Source organism: Sagittula sp., from assembly GCF_052825245.1.
On record NZ_JBRBWD010000032.1, the window covers coordinates 558,864 to 574,735 of the forward strand.

Genomic DNA, 15,872 nt, shown 5'->3' on the forward strand with positions numbered 1-15,872 from the left:
GGTGCGAGGGTGGCGCAAAGCCCCACCCTACAAGCGGGCGCACCCGGCCCGACCGGACCTGTGACGAAGAAACGGGGTCAAAAATACCCGCGCACGAGGCTGCCCGCCAAAAGGCTCCACCCGTCAGCCACGACGAAGAAGGCGAGCTTGAACGGCAACGACACGATGGCGGGCGGCACCATCATCATGCCCATCGACATCAGCACCGCCGCCACCACGAGGTCGATGATCAGGAACGGCAGGAAGATCAGGAACCCGACCTGGAAGGCGCGGGCCACTTCGGAGAGCATGAAGCTGGGCACAAGGACGGAGAGCGGCGCACTGGGCGCCAGCGAAGTCTCCCGCGCATCCGGGCGCAGGTCGGCCATGGCGCGGTAGGTGTCCGGGTCCGTTCGCCCGGCCATGAACGTGCGGAACGGCGCGAGGGTTCGGACCGCCGCCTCTTCCACCTCGATCTGCTCGTCGATCAGCGGCTGCACGCCGGTGTCCCAGGCCTCGGTAAAGACCGGCTCCATCACGAAATAGGTGAGGAAGAGCGCGAGGCTGACGATCAGCATGTTGGGCGGCGACTGCTGCAGCCCGACCGCCTGCCGCAGGATCGCGAGCACGGTCACCATGAAAGGAAAACAGGTCACCATGACGGCGATCCCCGGCGCGAGGCTGAGGAGCGTGATCAGCAGGATCAACTGCACGGAGGTCGCGGTGACCGAACCGCCGCCGAGGTCGATGGAGATGTCCTGTGCCGCCGCGGGCAGGGTCAGCGCAACCAGCGCCGCCACCGCGATCAGGGCCGTTCTGGCCGTGCGGGTCCACATGGATCAGGCCGGGGTCTGCAGGTCGACCACCTCGGTCAGCCGGACGGCGAGCTGGCCCTGCCCGTCCCCCTCGACCACCTCCAGCACACCGATGCCGATCAGCTTTTCGCCGACGTAGAGCTCGACCGGGTCGTCCAGTTGCTTGTCCAGCGCAAGCACCGAACCTTCGTTCAGCTGCAAGAGCTCCCGCACCAGCGGGCGCGCCTTGCCGACGGACACGGTGATTTCGATCGGAACGGAGGTGAAGGGCGTGGCCCCGCCCTCCCGTCCGGATGTCTGGGCGTTATCCATGGCTCAGTTTCCTTTGCTTGTCGTGGGCGAAGCCCTGCACCGCCTCCGCGACCGATGAGATGAGGTCGCCCAGGTCGATCTGCCGTTCATGCTGGCCGAAGCGGATGTCGGCCTGTTCCTCGCCCAACGTGTCGTCCGCCACGACCCGTACCGGGAAGTTGAAGTCCTCTGCCAAGAGCGGCTCGACCGCGGCGACCTTTTCGGGGGCCACGGCGATCTCGACCTCTGCCATGCCGATTTCAGAAGCCATGCGGCCAAGGGTTTCAGAGATGTGCCGCCCCAGCGTCGCCTTCGCGATCTGCGGCAGGAGCGCGGTGACCATCTCCTCCAGCAGCGGCGTCAGTTCGGCGATCATGTGGCCGTAGGCTTCGTTGTAGGTGAAGGACAGGTCCTGCAGGTGCTGCCCGAAGGTGCTTGAGATCCTGTCGCGGTCCTCCGTATGGGCCTTGACCGCGTCGTCCCAGCCGGCCCGATACCCCTTTTCGAAGGACTCGAGCTTCTGGCCCGCCAGTTCGGCTTCGCTGACCTGCGGTTCGACCGGGCCCGTCATCCCGGCCTGCCCGGTGCGGGAGCCGAAGTCCTCCAGCAATTCCTGCAGGGCGATCAACTTGCACGCTCCTTGTCCTCTTCAAGCCAGCTGCGCAGGATCTCGACCGTTTCGGTCTTGCGCTCCTGGATGAGGTTGCGGAGGCGGTCGACCGGGTCCTCGTCCGGCGAGGCGTCGAAATCCATCATGCCGAGGCCGCTGAAGTCGGGTCCGTCGCCCATGACCGGCAGGTCGCCGAAACCGCCGAGCGGTTCGATCTCGCCGTCGAGGGCGGGGCCGGCATCGCTGGCGCCGGGCGCGGGAAGGGCGCCGGCCATACCGCCTTCGGAACCGCGCGCCAGCACGGGGCGGACGACAAACAGGCCGAGGACGAGCGCGACCAGCGCCAGCACACCCATCTGGATCAGGCGCATCGTGTCGATCACGCCGGTGAACAGGCCGGGTTCGAGAGGCCCGGTGCCCAGACCTTCGGGGCGTTCGAACGACAGGGACTTCAGCGTGATCTGATCGCCGCGTTCCTCGTCGTAGCCGACGGCAGAGGCCACGAGGTCGCGCAGCGCCTGCAACTCCTCCTCCGGCAGGGGCTCGAAGGTCTGTCCGCCATTGCCGTCCTCCGTATACGTGCCGTTGACGAGCACGGCGACGGTCAGCCGCTTGATCGCGCCGGGCACGCGGGTGATTTCGCGCGTCGTCTCCGACACCTCGAAATTCACCCGTTCCCGCGTTTCGGCCTTCTGCGATGACGAGGTGTCGCCGCCGCCCGCGTTGCCGTCCGGCAGGTTGGAGGCCACGGTCACGTTGCCGCCACCCTGGTTTTCCGACCGGTCCGTGCTTTCCTCCGTATCGGTGGAGATCACGACCCGCCCCTCCGGATCGAAGCTGCGCGAGCGGATCAGTTCGCTTTCGGTCACGGTGTCGACGCTGACCTCCACCACGGCGTTGCCTATGCCGACGCGCGCCTCCATCAGCCGCTGCACACGGTCGCGCAGCATGGCGGCCTTGTCGTCCGCCGTGGGCCCGGCGCCATGCTCTGCCTCTGCCCCGATCAGGCCGCCCTTTCCGTCGATCACCGCCACGCCTTCGGGCTCCAGCCCCGGGACAGCGGAGGCGACGAGGTACTTCAGCGCCCGTGCCTGCTGGGCCGACAGCGTGCCTCCCGTGGTGGTGACGGAGATCGAGGCCGTGGGCGTCACGTCGCGCTGGAACGGATTGGCCGAGCTGTTGGCGATATGCACCCGGGCGGAGGCGATCTGCGGGTTCGAAACGATGGTTCGCGCCAGCTCCCCCTCCTTCGCGCGCCAGTAGGCGGCATCGAACATCTGGCTGGTGGTGCCGAAGCCGGACAGCCCGTCGAGCAGTTCGTAGCCCTGCCCGCTGTTCGCCGGGAGCCCTTCGCTCGCCAGCGTCAGGCGGAGCGCATCGCGGTCCGAATCGGGGACGAAGATAGCGCCGCCGCGGATGTCGTACTGCACGCCACGGCCCTCCAGCGCCTTCACGACGTCGCCCGCCGCACCGTTCTCAAGCCCCGCATACAGCAGCGAATAGCTGGGCGCCGAGGCCAGCCGGGCCAGCCCCCACACCGCCAGAACCATCGCCAACGTCGCCCCGAGGACCACCATGCGCTGGCGCCCTCCGAGGGCACCCCAACTGTTCATAATCTGGTTCAACCTGGCCTCCGTCCAAACCTTCTGTTCGGTTGCGCCGAGTTTTGACCCATTCGACTTAACAATCAGTTAGCCCCTTTCAGCCTATAACCGCAGCGAAGCGGAAAAGAGGTTGGGCATGTCTGACGCCACCGTCGACGAGGACGGCCAAGAGAAGAAAAAGCCGTCCAAGCTGCCGATGATCATGGGGGTAGTGCTAGCCCTCGCGGGGGCAGGCGGCGGCTTCTTTGCCGTGCAGTCCGGTCTGCTCGGCGGCGGGTCCGAAGCCCATGCCGAAAGCTCGGCGACCGACGCTCATGCAAATCAGCAGGAACACGTCGAAACGACTGCCCTGCCCAACGTGTCGTTCATCGAGGTGCCGCAGGTCATGGTGTCGCTCGGCCCCGGCGGCCATTCCCAGCATCTGCGGTTCCGCGCGTCGCTCGAGGTGCCACAGCAATATGCCGCCGATGTGGAGGCGATCCTGCCCCGTGTGCAGGACGTGCTGAACAGCTATCTCCGTGCGCTTGAGGCGCGCGATATCGAGGCGCCCGGCGCACTTGTCCGGCTCAGGGGACAGATGCTCCGCCGGGTGCGGCTCGTCGCCGGAGAGGACAGGATCCGCGACCTGCTTGTCCTCGAATTCGTGCTGAATTGAAGGATTGAGAATATGGATATGATTGCCGACATCCTGTTGGTGGCCGGGGCGCTTGGCGCGGGGTTCTACTGTTTCATCCTTGCCCGCCGCCTGACGAAGTTCACCGATCTCGAAAACGGCGTCGGCGGGGCCGTGGCCGTCCTGTCCGCTCAGGTCGACGACCTCACGAAGACGCTGGATGCCGCGCGAGGAAGCGCCGGAGAGTCGTCCCGCTCCCTTCAGGAACTGACGGAACGTGCCGAAGACGTGGCCCGAAGGCTGGAACTGCTGGTGGCGTCGATGCACGACCTGCCGCAGAAAAGCGCGCCGCCCAAGGAGTCGGCGGAACCGGTCTTTGTCCGCCATCCGCGCAACTGAGGGTCCGCCATGTCCAAGGATACCAACGCAAAACCCGCCGCAGCCAAGGCCAAGCGCCCGCGCCGCAAGCAGAAGGGCGCGCTCGCGGCCATCGGCGCGCTGCTCCTCGCCTCGGCCCTTGTGCGTGTCGGCGCCGGTGCGACAGAGGCCCTCGCCCGTGAAGAGGGCAGCGAGGCCGCGCAACATCAGGCGGAACCCGCGCACGGCGAACAGGTGGCTGCCAACACCCGGCAAAGCGCGGAAGCCGCCCAGCCCATGGCCGACTCCGACATCCTGCCGCTGATCAATGCCCTCAAGGCGCGAGAGGATCGGGTCCGCAAACGCGAAGAGGCGATAGACGTGCGGATGCAGGCCCTCTCTGTCGCGGAACAGGAGATCGAGCGCAGGATGACAGCCCTGGTGGAGGCGGAGAACCGGCTGCGGGAAACCCTGACGCTCGCGCGGACCGCGGCAGAGGACGACCTGACCCAGCTCACCGATGTCTACGCCAAGATGAAGCCGAAGCAGGCCGCCGCGCTCTTCCAGCAGATGGACCCGCAGTTCGCCGCCGGGTTCCTGTCGCGCATGCGGCCCGATTCGGCTGCTGCCATCATGGCCGGGATGGAGCCGGAGGCCGCCTATCTGATCAGCGTCATCCTGGCCGGGCGGAACGCGGATGTCCCGAACGAGTGACCCAAGCTGTGGCCGCCGCGCCACAGTTCGCCCCTGACGCACGGCCAAGTGACCGCTGCCTTCCCGGACTCGGGATTGATTTTCCTCAGCCTTTTGGCCACATCAATCAGGTCTCCCGAAAAGTGAGTACCGCCATGATCACCCGCCGTTCCTTTGTCGCCGCCGTTGCGGCGACCGTTGCAACCCCCGCGCTTGCGTTCCAGCTCGATCCGACCCTGCGTCCGCAGCGTGTCAGCATCCGCAAGGATCTCGCACCGGGGCAGATCCTGATCCTGCCGGCTGCGCACTTCCTGTACTACATCGACCAGCCCGGCGCGGCGATGCGCTACGGCGTGGGCTTCGGCAAGGCGGGTCAGGCGATTTCCGGTGAGTTCTACGTCGGCTCCAAGAAGGAATGGCCGACCTGGCGTCCGACCGACGCGATGATCGAACGCGATCCGGGCAGCTACGGCAAGTTCAAGGGCAACGACTACGTCCAGCCGGGCGGTCCCGGCAATCCGCTGGGCGCGCGTGCGCTCTACCTCTACCGGGACGGCCGCTACACCTACAACGCGATCCACGGCACCACAGCGCCGGAGTCCATCGGTCGTTCGGTCTCCAACGGCTGCGTCCGGATGATCAACGAGCACGTGATGGACCTCTATCCGCGCGTGAATGTCGGCGCCAAAGTCACCGTTCTTTGACCACCGGAAAATTCGACCTGATCGTGATCGGCGCCGGCCCAGCCGGCGCCGCTTGTGCGAGAACCGCCGCGAAGGCCGGTCTTGCGGTCGCGCTGGTCGACAAGAAGCGGTTTCCGAGGGACAAGCTGTGCGGCGGCGGCCTGACCGGCCGGGCCGTGGGCCACTACGCCCGCATCTTCGACCGTCCGCTGCCGGACATCCCCCTTACCCGCCGCGACCGCTTTCGCTTTTTCGCGTTCGGCGAGGATCTCGGCGGCGGTGAGGAAGCCCCCCCGATCCACCTGATCATGCGGCGCGACTTCGATGCGGCACTCGTGGCCGATGCGCTGTCCGCCGGGGCGCAGGACTTCACCGGGCAGACCGGGACGCTGGATCCCAAGGAACCAGCCATCGACCTGCCGGGTGGCCGGCTTTCTGCGCCGCTGATCGTCGCCGCGGACGGCGTCAACAGCCCCACCGCGAGGCAGTTGTTCGGAGAGGCCTTCGACCGGGAGCGCATCGGCTTCGCGCTGGAGGTCGAACAGCCCGGCGACGCGTCAGAGGTGCCTTTGCGCATCGACTTCGGGGCGGCAGACTGGGGCTACGGCTGGCAGTTTCCCAAGACGTGCGGCACCACCATCGGCGTCGGCGGCGTCATGGCGCGCAACGCGGACATGAAGGCGGCACTTCAAGGCTATCTCGACACGCTCGGCGTAGACGAGGACCTGCCGGTGAAGGGGCAGTTCCTGCCCTTTGGCGACTTCCGCAGCACACCGGGTGCGGGCCGCATCCTGCTGGCCGGCGATGCCGCGGGCCTGGTCGACCCGATAACCGGCGAAGGCATCGCCCACGCCCTGAACAGTGGTGAGCTGGCCGCGCTGGCCGCGGTTCAGGCGCTGGCGGCATGGCAGCCGGACCAGGCGCTGCGGCACTACCGTCACGCCCTGCGACCGATCCACGCCGGACTGCGCCAGGCCCGCATCCTGCGTCAACTCATGTTCCGGGAGCGTCTGAGGCCCGCCTTCATCTCCGGCTTCCGCCGGTCGCGCAGCCTCAGGGGGGAGTACCTGAGGCTGCTTGCGGGCGAGACGGAGTACGGAGAGATCATGCGCGCGATGGCCCTGCGCATGCCCGGCTTCGCGTGGCGCGCGCTCCGAGGCGGCTAAAAAAAATTTGCCCCCGCCACCAAAACGCCCAAGTGTTTTAGGAACTTATTAACGTCTTGAGGTCTAACTCGAGCGAAAGCGGAGATACCATGGCAGTAGTTGCACTCATCGCAGGAAGTCTGTTCAGCGCAGTGTTCGCCGCATTGGCGTTCGCGCTGACCGACATGACCTTGTTCACGGCGATGTCGGTGCATGTCGTGTCTTCGGCGATCGCGGCAATGCTGCTGCTCTCCACGGTCATCCTGAACGACGAGGACGATGACTTCGACTCGCAGTTCTATTGACGGCCCGGCACTGATTCACGACCCGATCCGCGCGATCAACTCCTCCACTTTCGGCCCAACCACGTCGACGATCCGCTTCACCCCATCCGCGTTGGGATGAATGCCGTCCGCCTGCATGACCGCGGACCGGTCCTCCGGCACCTCACCGTCCTCCATCAGCCCGGCAAAGAAACTGTCGAGGTAAAGCGTGCCGTATTCCTCCGCCAGTTCGGGGTAGAGGGCGTCGAAATCCGCCTTGTAGGTCGCCCCGTAATTGCCCGGCGCCTGCATGCCGATCAGCAGAACTTCGACATCGTTTTCCTCGGCGACCTCAAGGATTCCCTTCACATTCGCGCGAGTCACCGCCGGGTCGATGCCGCGCAGAAGGTCGTTGCCGCCGAAGGTCACGATCATCCCCTCGATCTCGGGCGTCAGGGACCATTCCACCCGCGACAGCCCCCCGGCAGAGGTGTCGCCGGACACGCCACCGTTGACCACACGCACGTCATGCCCGTTCTCCGTCAGCCAGTCGCGCAGTTGCGGAACAAACCCTTCCTCTTCCATCAGGCCATACCCTTGCGTCAGGCTGTCGCCCAAAGCGAGCAGGTGAATCGTCTCTGCGGAGGCTGCAACAGGCTGCGTCCCGGCCCATAGCGCAAGGGCCGCAACCTTGCTGCACCCGCACAGCACACCATATGTCAATTTCGGAAACATCGTGGAGCGCTCCTTATGTCATCACCCGTCCTCTCCCTCCAAGATGTCACCCTGAGCCTCAGGGGCAATGCCGGGATGGTCGAAATCCTGCACGGCATCACGCTCGACATACCGGAGGGCGAGACGCTCGGCCTCGTGGGGCCGTCCGGATCGGGCAAGTCCTCCCTGCTGATGATCATGGGCGGGCTGGAGAAGGCGACCGCCGGTACCGTAACGGCGCTGGGACAGGACCTGACGGCGATGGACGAGGATCAGCTTGCACGTTTCCGGCAGGGCAACCTCGGCGTGGTCTTCCAGCGCTTCCACCTGATCCCCACCATGACCGCGCTCGAGAACGTGGCGACGCCGCTGGAGCTGGCCGGTAACCGGGCGGCCTTCGACAAGGCGGCCGAGATGCTCGACAAGGTCGGTCTCGGCCACCGCGCCGATCACTACCCGGCGCAGATGTCGGGCGGCGAGCAGCAGCGGGTGGCCCTGGCCCGCGCATTGGCGCCGGAGCCGCGCATCCTGCTGGCGGACGAACCCACCGGCAATCTCGACGGCGCGAACGGGCAGGCGATCACCGACCTGCTGTTCGGCCTGTCGCGCGAACACGGGGCGACACTGGTGCTTGTCACCCACGCGCCCGAGCTTGCAGCGCTCTGCGACCGGACGATCCATCTGCGCGACGGACGCATCGACCCTGAACAGGCGGCGAGGGCAGCCGAATGAGCCTGCGCACGGCCGCCCGCTTTGCCCGGCGGGAACTGCGCGGAGGATTGTCGGGCTTCCGGATCTTTCTGGCCTGCCTCGCGCTGGGTGTGGCCGCAATCTCTGGCGTCGGCTCCGTCCGATCCGCCATCGAGGCCGGGCTGACCGACCAGGGGGCGATCCTTCTGGGCGGCGACGCACAGGTAAAGCTGACCTACCGCTTCGCCACCGACGAGGAACTGGCGTGGATGGACAGCGTCGCCGACCGCGTGTCGGAGGTGACGGACTTCCGCTCCATGGCCACGGTGCCGCGCGAGGACGACACCGACCGGGCCCTGACGCAGGTGAAGTCCGTGGACGACGCCTATCCCCTGCTGGGCGAACTGGTGCTGGAGCCCGCCATGCCGGTCGACGCGGCGCTGGCCGACCGCGGCGGCATCATGGCACGGGTTCTGGCCGACCGGCTGGGGCTGGCGCCCGGCGACACCTTCCGGCTGGGCGACGGCGAATTCACCCTGCGCGCCACCATCGTGACCGAACCGGACGACGCGGGCGACGGCTTTGGCCTCGGACCCCGGACAATCGTCGCGACAAGCGACCTCGACGGCAGCGGATTGCTGGCGCCGGGGTCCCTTTATGAAACCGAGTACCGGCTCGATCTGCCCGACGAGGCCGACCTCGACACGGTCGCCGCCGACGCGCTGGGACGTTTCGAGGAAAACGGCATGCGCTGGCGCGATGCGCGGACCGGCGCACCGGGCGTGTCCCGCTTCATCGACAGGCTGGGGCGGTTCCTCGTGCTGGTTGGGTTGTCAGGTCTGGCGGTAGGGGGCATCGGTGTCTCTGCCGCCGTGCGGGCCTACCTTGCGCAGAAGACATCGGTCATCGCGACGCTGAGAACGCTGGGCGCGACCCGGCAGACGATCTTCCTGACCTACTTCCTCCAGATCGGCGCGCTGTCCCTGCTGGGCATCGCCATGGGTCTCGTGCTGGGGGCTGCGGTGCCGCTGCTCTTCGCGCCGATCATCCAGAACGCCCTGCCGATCCCCACGGTCTTCACCCTCTACCCCGCCCCGCTGCTTGAGGCCGCCCTCTATGGCGTTCTGACCGCCGCGCTCTTCACGCTCTGGCCGCTGGCCCGGGCCGAGGAGGTGCGGGCCGCAACCCTGTTCCGCGACGCACTGGGCAGCGCGCGTGTCTTCCCGGCACGCCGCTACGTGATCGCCACGGGCGTGCTGCTGGCGGTGCTGGTTCTGGCGGCGGCGCTGTTCTCCGGCAGTCCGGAACTGACGCTCTGGACGGCGGGCGGCATCCTGGGCTCGCTGATCCTGCTGTCTGGTGCCGCCCTGCTGATCCGCGCCGCCGCGCGCGGCAGCACACGCGCCGCAAGGGGCCGCCCTGCGCTGCGTTGGGCTCTGGGCAGCATCGGCGGGCCGCGCGAAAGCGCGTCGGCCGTGGTGCTGTCGCTGGGCCTCGGGCTGGCGGTGCTGGCCGCCATCGGGCAGATCGACGGCAACCTGCGCACCGCGATCCAGCGGGAACTGCCGGACCGCGCGCCGTCCTACTTCTTCGTCGATATCCAGAAGGACCAGATGCCCGGCTTCCTCGACCGGGTGGAGAACGATCCGGCGGTCAGCCGCGTCGACAGTGCGCCGATGATGCGCGGCGTCATCACGCGGATCAACGGCCGCCCCGCGCGCGAAGTGGCCGGCGGGCACTGGGTGGTGCGCGGCGACCGGGGCATCACCTATGCCGCGCAGCCGGACTCCCGCACGACGGTCACAGCCGGAACGTGGTGGCCGGAGGATTACAGCGGGCCGCCACAGGTCAGCTTTGCCGCCGAAGAGGCCGAGGAGATCGGCCTCAGCCTGGGGGACGCCATCACGATCAACATCCTCGGCCGCGACATCGACGCGACGATCACCTCTTTCCGGGAGGTCGACTTCTCCACCGCCGGGATCGGCTTTGTCCTGACGATGAACCCCGCGGCGGTGGAGTCCGCGCCGCATACCTTCATCTCCACCGTCTACGCGGCGGAAGAGGCCGAAGCGGCGATCCTGCGCGACGTGGCAGACGCCTATCCCAATATCACCGCCATCCGTATCCGTGACGCCATCGCCCGGGTGACGGAACTGCTGGAAAGCGTCGGCGCGGCGATCCGATGGGGAGCCGCTGCGACCTTGCTGACCGGCTTCCTCGTGCTGATCGGCGCGGCGGCGGCGGGAGAGACGGCGCGCACCTACGAAAGCGCCGTGCTGAAGACGCTGGGCGCATCGCGCAGGCGCATCCTCCAAAGCTTTGCCCTGCGCTCCGCGCTGCTGGGCGGGGCCGCGGGGCTTGTGGCACTGGCGGCGGGCATCCTGGGCGGCTGGGCGATCATGACCTTCGTGATGGAGGCGGATTTCGCCGTGGTCTGGCCGAACGCGCTGGCAGTGGTGACGGGCGGCGTGCTGGCGACCTTGGTGGCCGGGCTGATCTTTGCCTGGCGCCCTCTGTCGGTGCGCCCCGCCGCGGTGCTCCGGGCCAGCGAATGAAGGGGTCGCCCCCGCTCTTCCGGAGCGCTCCTTAGGTATTTTGGCCAAGATGAAGCAGGCCTTCCGCCCTTCCGGCACTTGAACCCGGGCACGGGGGCTGGCAGGTCTGAATGCGACCGCAGAAAGAGATGTTGAGATGACCGACACGCTTCCGATGCCCATCACCGCGCCGTTCACCCCGGCGCAGCGTTCCCAGATCATCAACCTGATCCGCCGGGCCGCCCGGACGGAGATCATGCCCAGGTTCCGCAGGCTCTCGGCCCACCAGGTGGCGGAGAAGACGGGCGCGCAGGACCTCGTGACGGAGGCCGACAAGGCCGCCGAGGAGATGATCGCGCGCGGCCTGCAGGGCATGTTTCCGCATGCTCTTGTGGTGGGGGAGGAATACGCCTCCGAGCATCCGGAAATCCTTGACCGGATCAAGGACGCGGAGCTGTGCTTTACCATCGATCCGGTGGACGGGACCTGGAACTATGCCAAGGGCCTGCCGCTTTTCGGAGTGATGCTGTCGGCGCTGCGCTTCGGGGTTCCCGTCTTCGGCCTGCTGTACGACCCGGTGGTCAACGACTTCATCCTCGCCGATTCGGAGAATCCGGCGGTGCTGCAGATGCCGCGCGGCCTGCGGCGGGAAGTGTCGACCTCTGACGGGGGCGCCATCGAGGACCTCGTGGGCTTCGTGCCCCTGTCGCTGATCCCTGCGGAGAAGCGTGGTCAGATGGCGGCGGCCATGACCCGCTTTGCCCGGGTGAATTCTCTGCGCTGCGCCTGTCACGAGGCGCGGATGATCGCGCAGGGGCATGCCGATTTTGTCCTGTTCTCGAAGCTGACGGCATGGGACCAGCCGCCGGGCGCCATCGTCATGAAACAGGCGGGCGCGCATGTGGCGATGCTGGACGGGTCCGAGTATCGCGCCGACGTGAAGACCGGCTATTTCCTCGCGGCCAGCGATGCGGCGACATGGGGCCGGGTGCGGGACCTGTTCGACTTCCTCCTGGATCCGGCGAGCGACGCAGAGGCGTAACGCCCTCCGGCCAGAGGCCATGACGCAGCCGTGAATGTTCCCATCTTGTTCACCTCAAGAGGTGAACGTATGATGAACATCATGGCTGGAAAAACGCTCGATCAGAAACTGGCGATCCTGTCGGACGCTGCGAAATACGATGCCTCCTGCGCGTCGAGCGGGGGGCAGAAGCGCGATTCCCGCGATGGCAAGGGCATCGGCAGCACCACCGGGTCGGGCATCTGCCACGCCTATGCTCCGGACGGGCGGTGCATCAGCCTGCTCAAGATCCTGATGACCAACTTCTGCATCTATGACTGCGCCTATTGCGTGAACCGAGTCAGCAGCAACGTCGAGCGGGCGCGCTTTTCGCCGGAAGAGGTCATCCACCTGACGCTGGAGTTCTACCGCCGCAACTACATAGAGGGCCTGTTCCTGTCGTCCGGGATCATCCGGTCGCCCGATGACACCATGGCGGACATGGTGCGCATTGCGCGCGGGCTGCGGATGGATCACCATTTCCGCGGCTACATCCACCTCAAGACCATTCCCGACGCCGATCCGAAGCTGATCGAGGAGGCCGGGCTTCACGCCGACCGCCTGTCGATCAACGTCGAACTGCCGACCGACCGCGCGGTGAAGGACTACGCGCCGGAGAAGGACCCCGACCAGATCCGCCGCGCCATGGCCGATGTGCGCGTGCTGAAGGAAACCGCCAACGAGCGCACCCACACCGGACGCCGCGCGCCCAGGTTCGCCCCAGCCGGGCAGTCGACCCAGATGATCGTCGGCGCGGACGGGGCAAGCGATGCGACCATCCTGCAAAGCTCCACCCGGCTCTACAGTTCCTACCGGCTGAAGCGGGTCTATTACTCGGCCTTTTCACCGATCCCGGACGCCGCCGCGAAGCTGCCCCTGATCAAACCGCCGCTGATCCGGGAGCACCGCCTGTACCAGGCCGACTGGCTGATGCGGTTCTACGGCTTCGATGTGTCCGAGATCACCGCCAACCGGGTGGACGGCAACCTCGACCTGCAGATCGACCCAAAGCTGGCCTGGGCGTTGGCCAATCGCCATGTCTTCCCGGTGGACGTCAACCGCGCCCCGCGCGAGGTGCTGTTGCGGGTGCCGGGGTTCGGGACAAAGACCGTGGGCCGCATCCTGAACGCGCGCCGCCACCGCACCCTGCGCTACGACGACCTCAGGCGCATGGGGGCCAACCTGAAGAACGCGAAGCCTTTCATCCATGCGCTCGACTGGACGCCGCGCACGCTGACCGACACCGCCGACCTGCGGGCCCGCTTTGCGCCGCCGCCCACGCAGCTATCGCTGTTCTGAGATGCACAGCGTCACCCTGCCCCGGATCGGGACCTTCGACGCGTGGCGCGATGCCGCCCGTGCACTTCTGTCTGCCGGAACTCCGCCGGAGGGCATCCTCTGGTCGCACGGGGCGCAGGAGGGCGACCTGTTCGGCGGCGACACGCCTTTGCCCAAGGCAAAGGGCCAGATCACCGTCCCGAAAGCCTTTCTGCCTCTGGCGAAGCTGGCCGTCTGGCACCGCGACCCCCAGCGGTTCGCGCGGCTCTATGCCATGCTGCTTGCCCTTCAGACCGACAGACACCTGCTGGAGGACCGCGCAGATCCGCGGGTCGAGCGGCTGAACGCCATGGCAAAGGAGGTCTCGCGCGACAAGCACAAGATGACCGCCTTCGTGCGCTTCCGCGAACTGGGCGTCCCGCGCGCCAACCGCCGCGCCTTTGCCGCATGGTTCGAGCCCACGCATTTCATCCTCGAACCCACGGCGCCGTTCTTTGCCAGGCGGTTCGGGGACATGGACTGGTCGATCTACACACCGGATCTGACCGCGCATTTTGACGGTGACCTGACCTATGCGGAGGGCGCGCCGAAACCGCCCTTCCCCGAGGATGCGACCGAGGACCTTTGGCGGACCTACTTCCGGTCGATTTTCAACCCGGCGCGGGTGAAGCCGAAGGCCATGCAGGCGGAGATGCCCAAGAAGTACTGGAAGAACATGCCCGAAGCGCAGCTGATCCCCGAGCTTCTGGCGCAGGCCGACGCCCGCGCGGCAGAGATGGCGGCCAATGCGCCGACGCTGGCCCCGGCACGCGCTGCGCCGATCCTCGACCGGCTGCGCGCCGAACAGGCGGCAAAACTCGCCTCCCAGGACGCGTTTCTCACCGCGCTGAAGGGCTGTCGCCGCTGCCCGCTGTGGGAACATGCCACGCAGCCGGTCGCAGGCGAGGGGCCGGAGGATGCCGCACTGATGTTCGTCGGCGAACAGCCCGGCGATACCGAGGATCTGACCGGGCGTCCGTTCACGGGGCCCGCGGGACAGGTGTTCGACACGGCGCTGCAGGTGAACGGCATCCGGCGGCAGGAGGCGTTTGTCACCAATGCGGTGAAACACTTCAAGTTCCGGCCGCGCGGCAAGCGGCGATTGCACCAGAACCCGGACAGGGACGAGATCGCGCACTGCAAGTGGTGGCTCGACCTGGAAATCCAGCGCGTTGCGCCGCGGCTGATCGTGGCCATGGGCGGCACCGCGCTGGAAAGCCTGACCGGATCGCGCGAGGGCCTGCTGAAGCGCCGCGGCCGGTTCGAACAGACGCCGGAGGGCACGCCGATCCTCGTCACCGTGCATCCAAGCTACATCCTGCGCCTGCCGGACGACAGGCTGCGCGCTGAGGAAACGACCCGGTTCCAGACCGACCTCGCACTTGCGGCCCGCTGGCTGGCCGGGGACGCGCCTGACCGGCTCGCAGGGTCTCCGGCTAGCCGCGCGTGACCTCGTACCCCGGTTCCTCCGGTTCCGTGTCCACCAGTTCGGTCGGGAACCCTTCGGCGAGAATGCTGAGGCCTGTCGCCTCTTCCAGCCGCTCGATGATCCGGTCGGACTGCGCACGCATCCCATAGCGCCGCTGCCCGTCGGACATGATGTCGATGATGAGCGGCGAGATCTCCAGCGGCACACCGCCCTGGTCGGCGAGCTTCTGGAACAGGCCGATGTCCTTCTGCACGAGGTCCATGGTGAAGTTCACATCACGCGACCCTGACAGGATCAGCTGGCTTTCGGTTTCGTGCACGAAGGACGTGCCGGAGCTGATGCGGATCGCCTCGTAGGTCGTGGCGAGGTCGATCCCCGCCGCCTTCATCGTGGTCAGCGCCTCGCACAGCGACAGCAGGTTCACCGTCGCAAGGTAGTTGGTCATCACCTTCAGCTTCGACGCCGATCCCAACGGTCCGGTATGCAGGATGCGCCGCCCGAGGTGCCTGAGCAGCGGCAAAACATGCTCCACCCCCGCGCGCTCTCCTCCCGCGAAGATCGAGATGTTGCCGGTGTCCGCCCGGTGGCAGCCGCCGGAGACCGGGCATTCCACCGCCAGCCCGCCCGTGGCCGCAACCAGCGCGCCAAGGCGGATGACCTCGTCGGCATCGGTGGTCGACATCTCCATCCAGGTCTTGCCCGGCCCCATGTGCGGGATCATCTGCGTGACCACGGCGTCTGACGCGGCGGGCGAAGGCAGGCAGGTGATGACCACGTCGCAGGCGCGCATCATCGCGGCCGGGTCTTCTCCGGCCTCGGCGCCACGCGCCACGAACCCCTCGACAAGGTCCGCGTCCAGATCGTGCACCAAGAGGTCGATGCCGTTGCGCAAAAGGCTGCCCGCCAGCTTGCCGCCGACATTGCCCAGACCGATGAACCCGACTTTCAAGCTGAGACCCCCCATCGAAGAACCGGGCCGGGATGTGTTCCCGACCCGGCCGATTCCCGTGTCTCACTGTGATCCGCCCGGGGCCGGCGCGTAAAGCCGCGCCGACACCGGGCCTGCATTTTCCTG

At 67.1% G+C, this 15,872-nt stretch carries 17 protein-coding genes; 11 read left to right on the forward strand and 6 right to left on the reverse strand.

The features are described 5' to 3' along the window. Window positions 1–77 precede the first annotated feature (77 nt). From fliP to fliF, 4 genes are read right to left on the reverse strand one after another with little or no spacing between them, the layout of a single operon-like run. On the reverse strand, window positions 78–815 hold the full coding sequence (gene fliP, locus ACU0DV_RS13715) for a flagellar type III secretion system pore protein FliP (RefSeq protein ID WP_446241637.1): 738 nt from the start codon (window positions 813–815) through the stop codon (window positions 78–80). A gap of 3 nt (window positions 816–818) precedes the next feature. Beyond that, entirely contained in the window at window positions 819–1,106 is a 288-nt protein-coding gene (locus ACU0DV_RS13720) for a FliM/FliN family flagellar motor switch protein (protein WP_100928622.1), read from the reverse strand. Further along, window positions 1,099–1,713 (reverse strand): ABC transporter ATP-binding protein, encoded by a 615-nt coding sequence (locus ACU0DV_RS13725; protein WP_283981634.1) that lies wholly within the window; start codon window positions 1,711–1,713, stop codon window positions 1,099–1,101. Before ACU0DV_RS13725 ends, ACU0DV_RS13720 begins: the two co-directional genes overlap by 8 nt. Beyond that, complete coding sequence (fliF, locus tag ACU0DV_RS13730) at window positions 1,710–3,320, reverse strand: flagellar basal-body MS-ring/collar protein FliF (RefSeq protein ID WP_446273552.1); 1,611 nt, start codon at window positions 3,318–3,320, stop codon at window positions 1,710–1,712. The genes ACU0DV_RS13725 and fliF overlap by 4 nt, the downstream gene beginning before the upstream one ends. 115 nt (window positions 3,321–3,435) lie before the next feature. On the opposite strand from fliF, the gene ACU0DV_RS13735 reads away from it, so the two are divergent. The 6 genes from ACU0DV_RS13735 (at window position 3,436) to ACU0DV_RS13760 (ending at window position 7,095) form a co-directional block, all read left to right on the forward strand. Further along, window positions 3,436–3,954: a flagellar basal body-associated FliL family protein gene (locus tag ACU0DV_RS13735; protein ID WP_446241638.1), complete on the forward strand. Its 519-nt coding sequence runs from the start codon at window positions 3,436–3,438 to the stop codon at window positions 3,952–3,954. A gap of 12 nt (window positions 3,955–3,966) precedes the next feature. After that, window positions 3,967–4,311, forward strand: a complete 345-nt coding sequence (locus tag ACU0DV_RS13740) for a DUF6468 domain-containing protein (protein ID WP_283981636.1) — start codon at window positions 3,967–3,969, stop codon at window positions 4,309–4,311. Window positions 4,312–4,320: 9 nt separating this feature from the next. Beyond that, entirely contained in the window at window positions 4,321–4,983 is a 663-nt protein-coding gene (locus ACU0DV_RS13745) for a MotE family protein (RefSeq protein ID WP_446241639.1), read from the forward strand. Window positions 4,984–5,117: 134 nt separating this feature from the next. Further along, the gene (locus tag ACU0DV_RS13750; RefSeq protein WP_100928628.1) at window positions 5,118–5,666 is read left to right on the forward strand and encodes a L,D-transpeptidase; all 549 of its coding nucleotides are present in this window, start codon (window positions 5,118–5,120) and stop codon (window positions 5,664–5,666) included. Next, window positions 5,663–6,811, forward strand: a complete 1,149-nt coding sequence (locus ACU0DV_RS13755; protein WP_446241640.1) for a geranylgeranyl reductase family protein — start codon at window positions 5,663–5,665, stop codon at window positions 6,809–6,811. The genes ACU0DV_RS13750 and ACU0DV_RS13755 overlap by 4 nt, the downstream gene beginning before the upstream one ends. A gap of 89 nt (window positions 6,812–6,900) precedes the next feature. Then, window positions 6,901–7,095 (forward strand): hypothetical protein, encoded by a 195-nt coding sequence (locus ACU0DV_RS13760; protein WP_283981639.1) that lies wholly within the window; start codon window positions 6,901–6,903, stop codon window positions 7,093–7,095. Window positions 7,096–7,110: 15 nt separating this feature from the next. Here the strand turns inward: ACU0DV_RS13760 and ACU0DV_RS13765 are convergent, their stop codons facing one another. Further along, a complete protein-coding gene (locus ACU0DV_RS13765; protein ID WP_370311484.1) occupies window positions 7,111–7,788 on the reverse strand; it encodes an arylesterase in 678 nt (225 codons plus the stop codon). A 15-nt stretch (window positions 7,789–7,803) separates the two neighbouring features. Between ACU0DV_RS13765 and ACU0DV_RS13770 the strand changes: the two genes are divergently transcribed. From ACU0DV_RS13770 to ACU0DV_RS13790, 5 genes are all read left to right on the forward strand, one after another. After that, window positions 7,804–8,499, forward strand: a complete 696-nt coding sequence (locus ACU0DV_RS13770) for an ABC transporter ATP-binding protein (RefSeq protein ID WP_100928631.1) — start codon at window positions 7,804–7,806, stop codon at window positions 8,497–8,499. After that, window positions 8,496–11,012, forward strand: a complete 2,517-nt coding sequence (locus ACU0DV_RS13775) for an ABC transporter permease (protein WP_446241641.1) — start codon at window positions 8,496–8,498, stop codon at window positions 11,010–11,012. The genes ACU0DV_RS13770 and ACU0DV_RS13775 overlap by 4 nt, the downstream gene beginning before the upstream one ends. 136 nt (window positions 11,013–11,148) lie before the next feature. Next, entirely contained in the window at window positions 11,149–12,033 is an 885-nt protein-coding gene (locus ACU0DV_RS13780; RefSeq protein ID WP_446241642.1) for an inositol monophosphatase family protein, read from the forward strand. Between the two features lie 81 nt (window positions 12,034–12,114). Further along, window positions 12,115–13,350, forward strand: coding sequence for a putative DNA modification/repair radical SAM protein (locus ACU0DV_RS13785; RefSeq protein ID WP_446241643.1), 1,236 nt, complete (start codon window positions 12,115–12,117; stop codon window positions 13,348–13,350). A gap of 1 nt (window position 13,351) precedes the next feature. Next, window positions 13,352–14,818 carry a UdgX family uracil-DNA binding protein gene (locus tag ACU0DV_RS13790; RefSeq protein WP_446241644.1) on the forward strand — a complete coding sequence of 489 codons (1,467 nt, stop codon included), beginning with the start codon at window positions 13,352–13,354 and terminating at the stop codon, window positions 14,816–14,818. On the opposite strand, the gene ACU0DV_RS13795 is transcribed toward ACU0DV_RS13790, so the two are convergent. Next, a complete protein-coding gene (locus ACU0DV_RS13795; protein ID WP_446241645.1) occupies window positions 14,805–15,746 on the reverse strand; it encodes an NAD(P)-dependent oxidoreductase in 942 nt (313 codons plus the stop codon). The genes ACU0DV_RS13790 and ACU0DV_RS13795 overlap by 14 nt on opposite strands. Window positions 15,747–15,872: the final 126 nt, after the last annotated feature.

Bases quoted from the DNA above. Each gene is read 5' to 3' on its own strand.
- fliP (WP_446241637.1), bottom strand. From the start codon at position 815: ATGTGGACCCGCACGGCCAGAACGGCCCTGATCGCGGTGGCGGCGCTG.
- ACU0DV_RS13720 (WP_100928622.1), bottom strand. From the start codon at position 1,106: ATGGATAACGCCCAGACATCCGGACGGGAGGGCGGGGCCACGCCCTTC.
- ACU0DV_RS13735 (WP_446241638.1), top strand. From the start codon at position 3,436: ATGTCTGACGCCACCGTCGACGAGGACGGCCAAGAGAAGAAAAAGCCG.
- ACU0DV_RS13740 (WP_283981636.1), top strand. From the start codon at position 3,967: ATGGATATGATTGCCGACATCCTGTTGGTGGCCGGGGCGCTTGGCGCG.
- ACU0DV_RS13745 (WP_446241639.1), top strand. From the start codon at position 4,321: ATGTCCAAGGATACCAACGCAAAACCCGCCGCAGCCAAGGCCAAGCGC.
- ACU0DV_RS13750 (WP_100928628.1), top strand. From the start codon at position 5,118: ATGATCACCCGCCGTTCCTTTGTCGCCGCCGTTGCGGCGACCGTTGCA.
- ACU0DV_RS13760 (WP_283981639.1), top strand. From the start codon at position 6,901: ATGGCAGTAGTTGCACTCATCGCAGGAAGTCTGTTCAGCGCAGTGTTC.
- ACU0DV_RS13765 (WP_370311484.1), bottom strand. From the start codon at position 7,788: ATGTTTCCGAAATTGACATATGGTGTGCTGTGCGGGTGCAGCAAGGTT.
- ACU0DV_RS13770 (WP_100928631.1), top strand. From the start codon at position 7,804: ATGTCATCACCCGTCCTCTCCCTCCAAGATGTCACCCTGAGCCTCAGG.
- ACU0DV_RS13775 (WP_446241641.1), top strand. From the start codon at position 8,496: ATGAGCCTGCGCACGGCCGCCCGCTTTGCCCGGCGGGAACTGCGCGGA.
- ACU0DV_RS13780 (WP_446241642.1), top strand. From the start codon at position 11,149: ATGACCGACACGCTTCCGATGCCCATCACCGCGCCGTTCACCCCGGCG.
- ACU0DV_RS13785 (WP_446241643.1), top strand. From the start codon at position 12,115: ATGGCTGGAAAAACGCTCGATCAGAAACTGGCGATCCTGTCGGACGCT.
- ACU0DV_RS13790 (WP_446241644.1), top strand. From the start codon at position 13,352: ATGCACAGCGTCACCCTGCCCCGGATCGGGACCTTCGACGCGTGGCGC.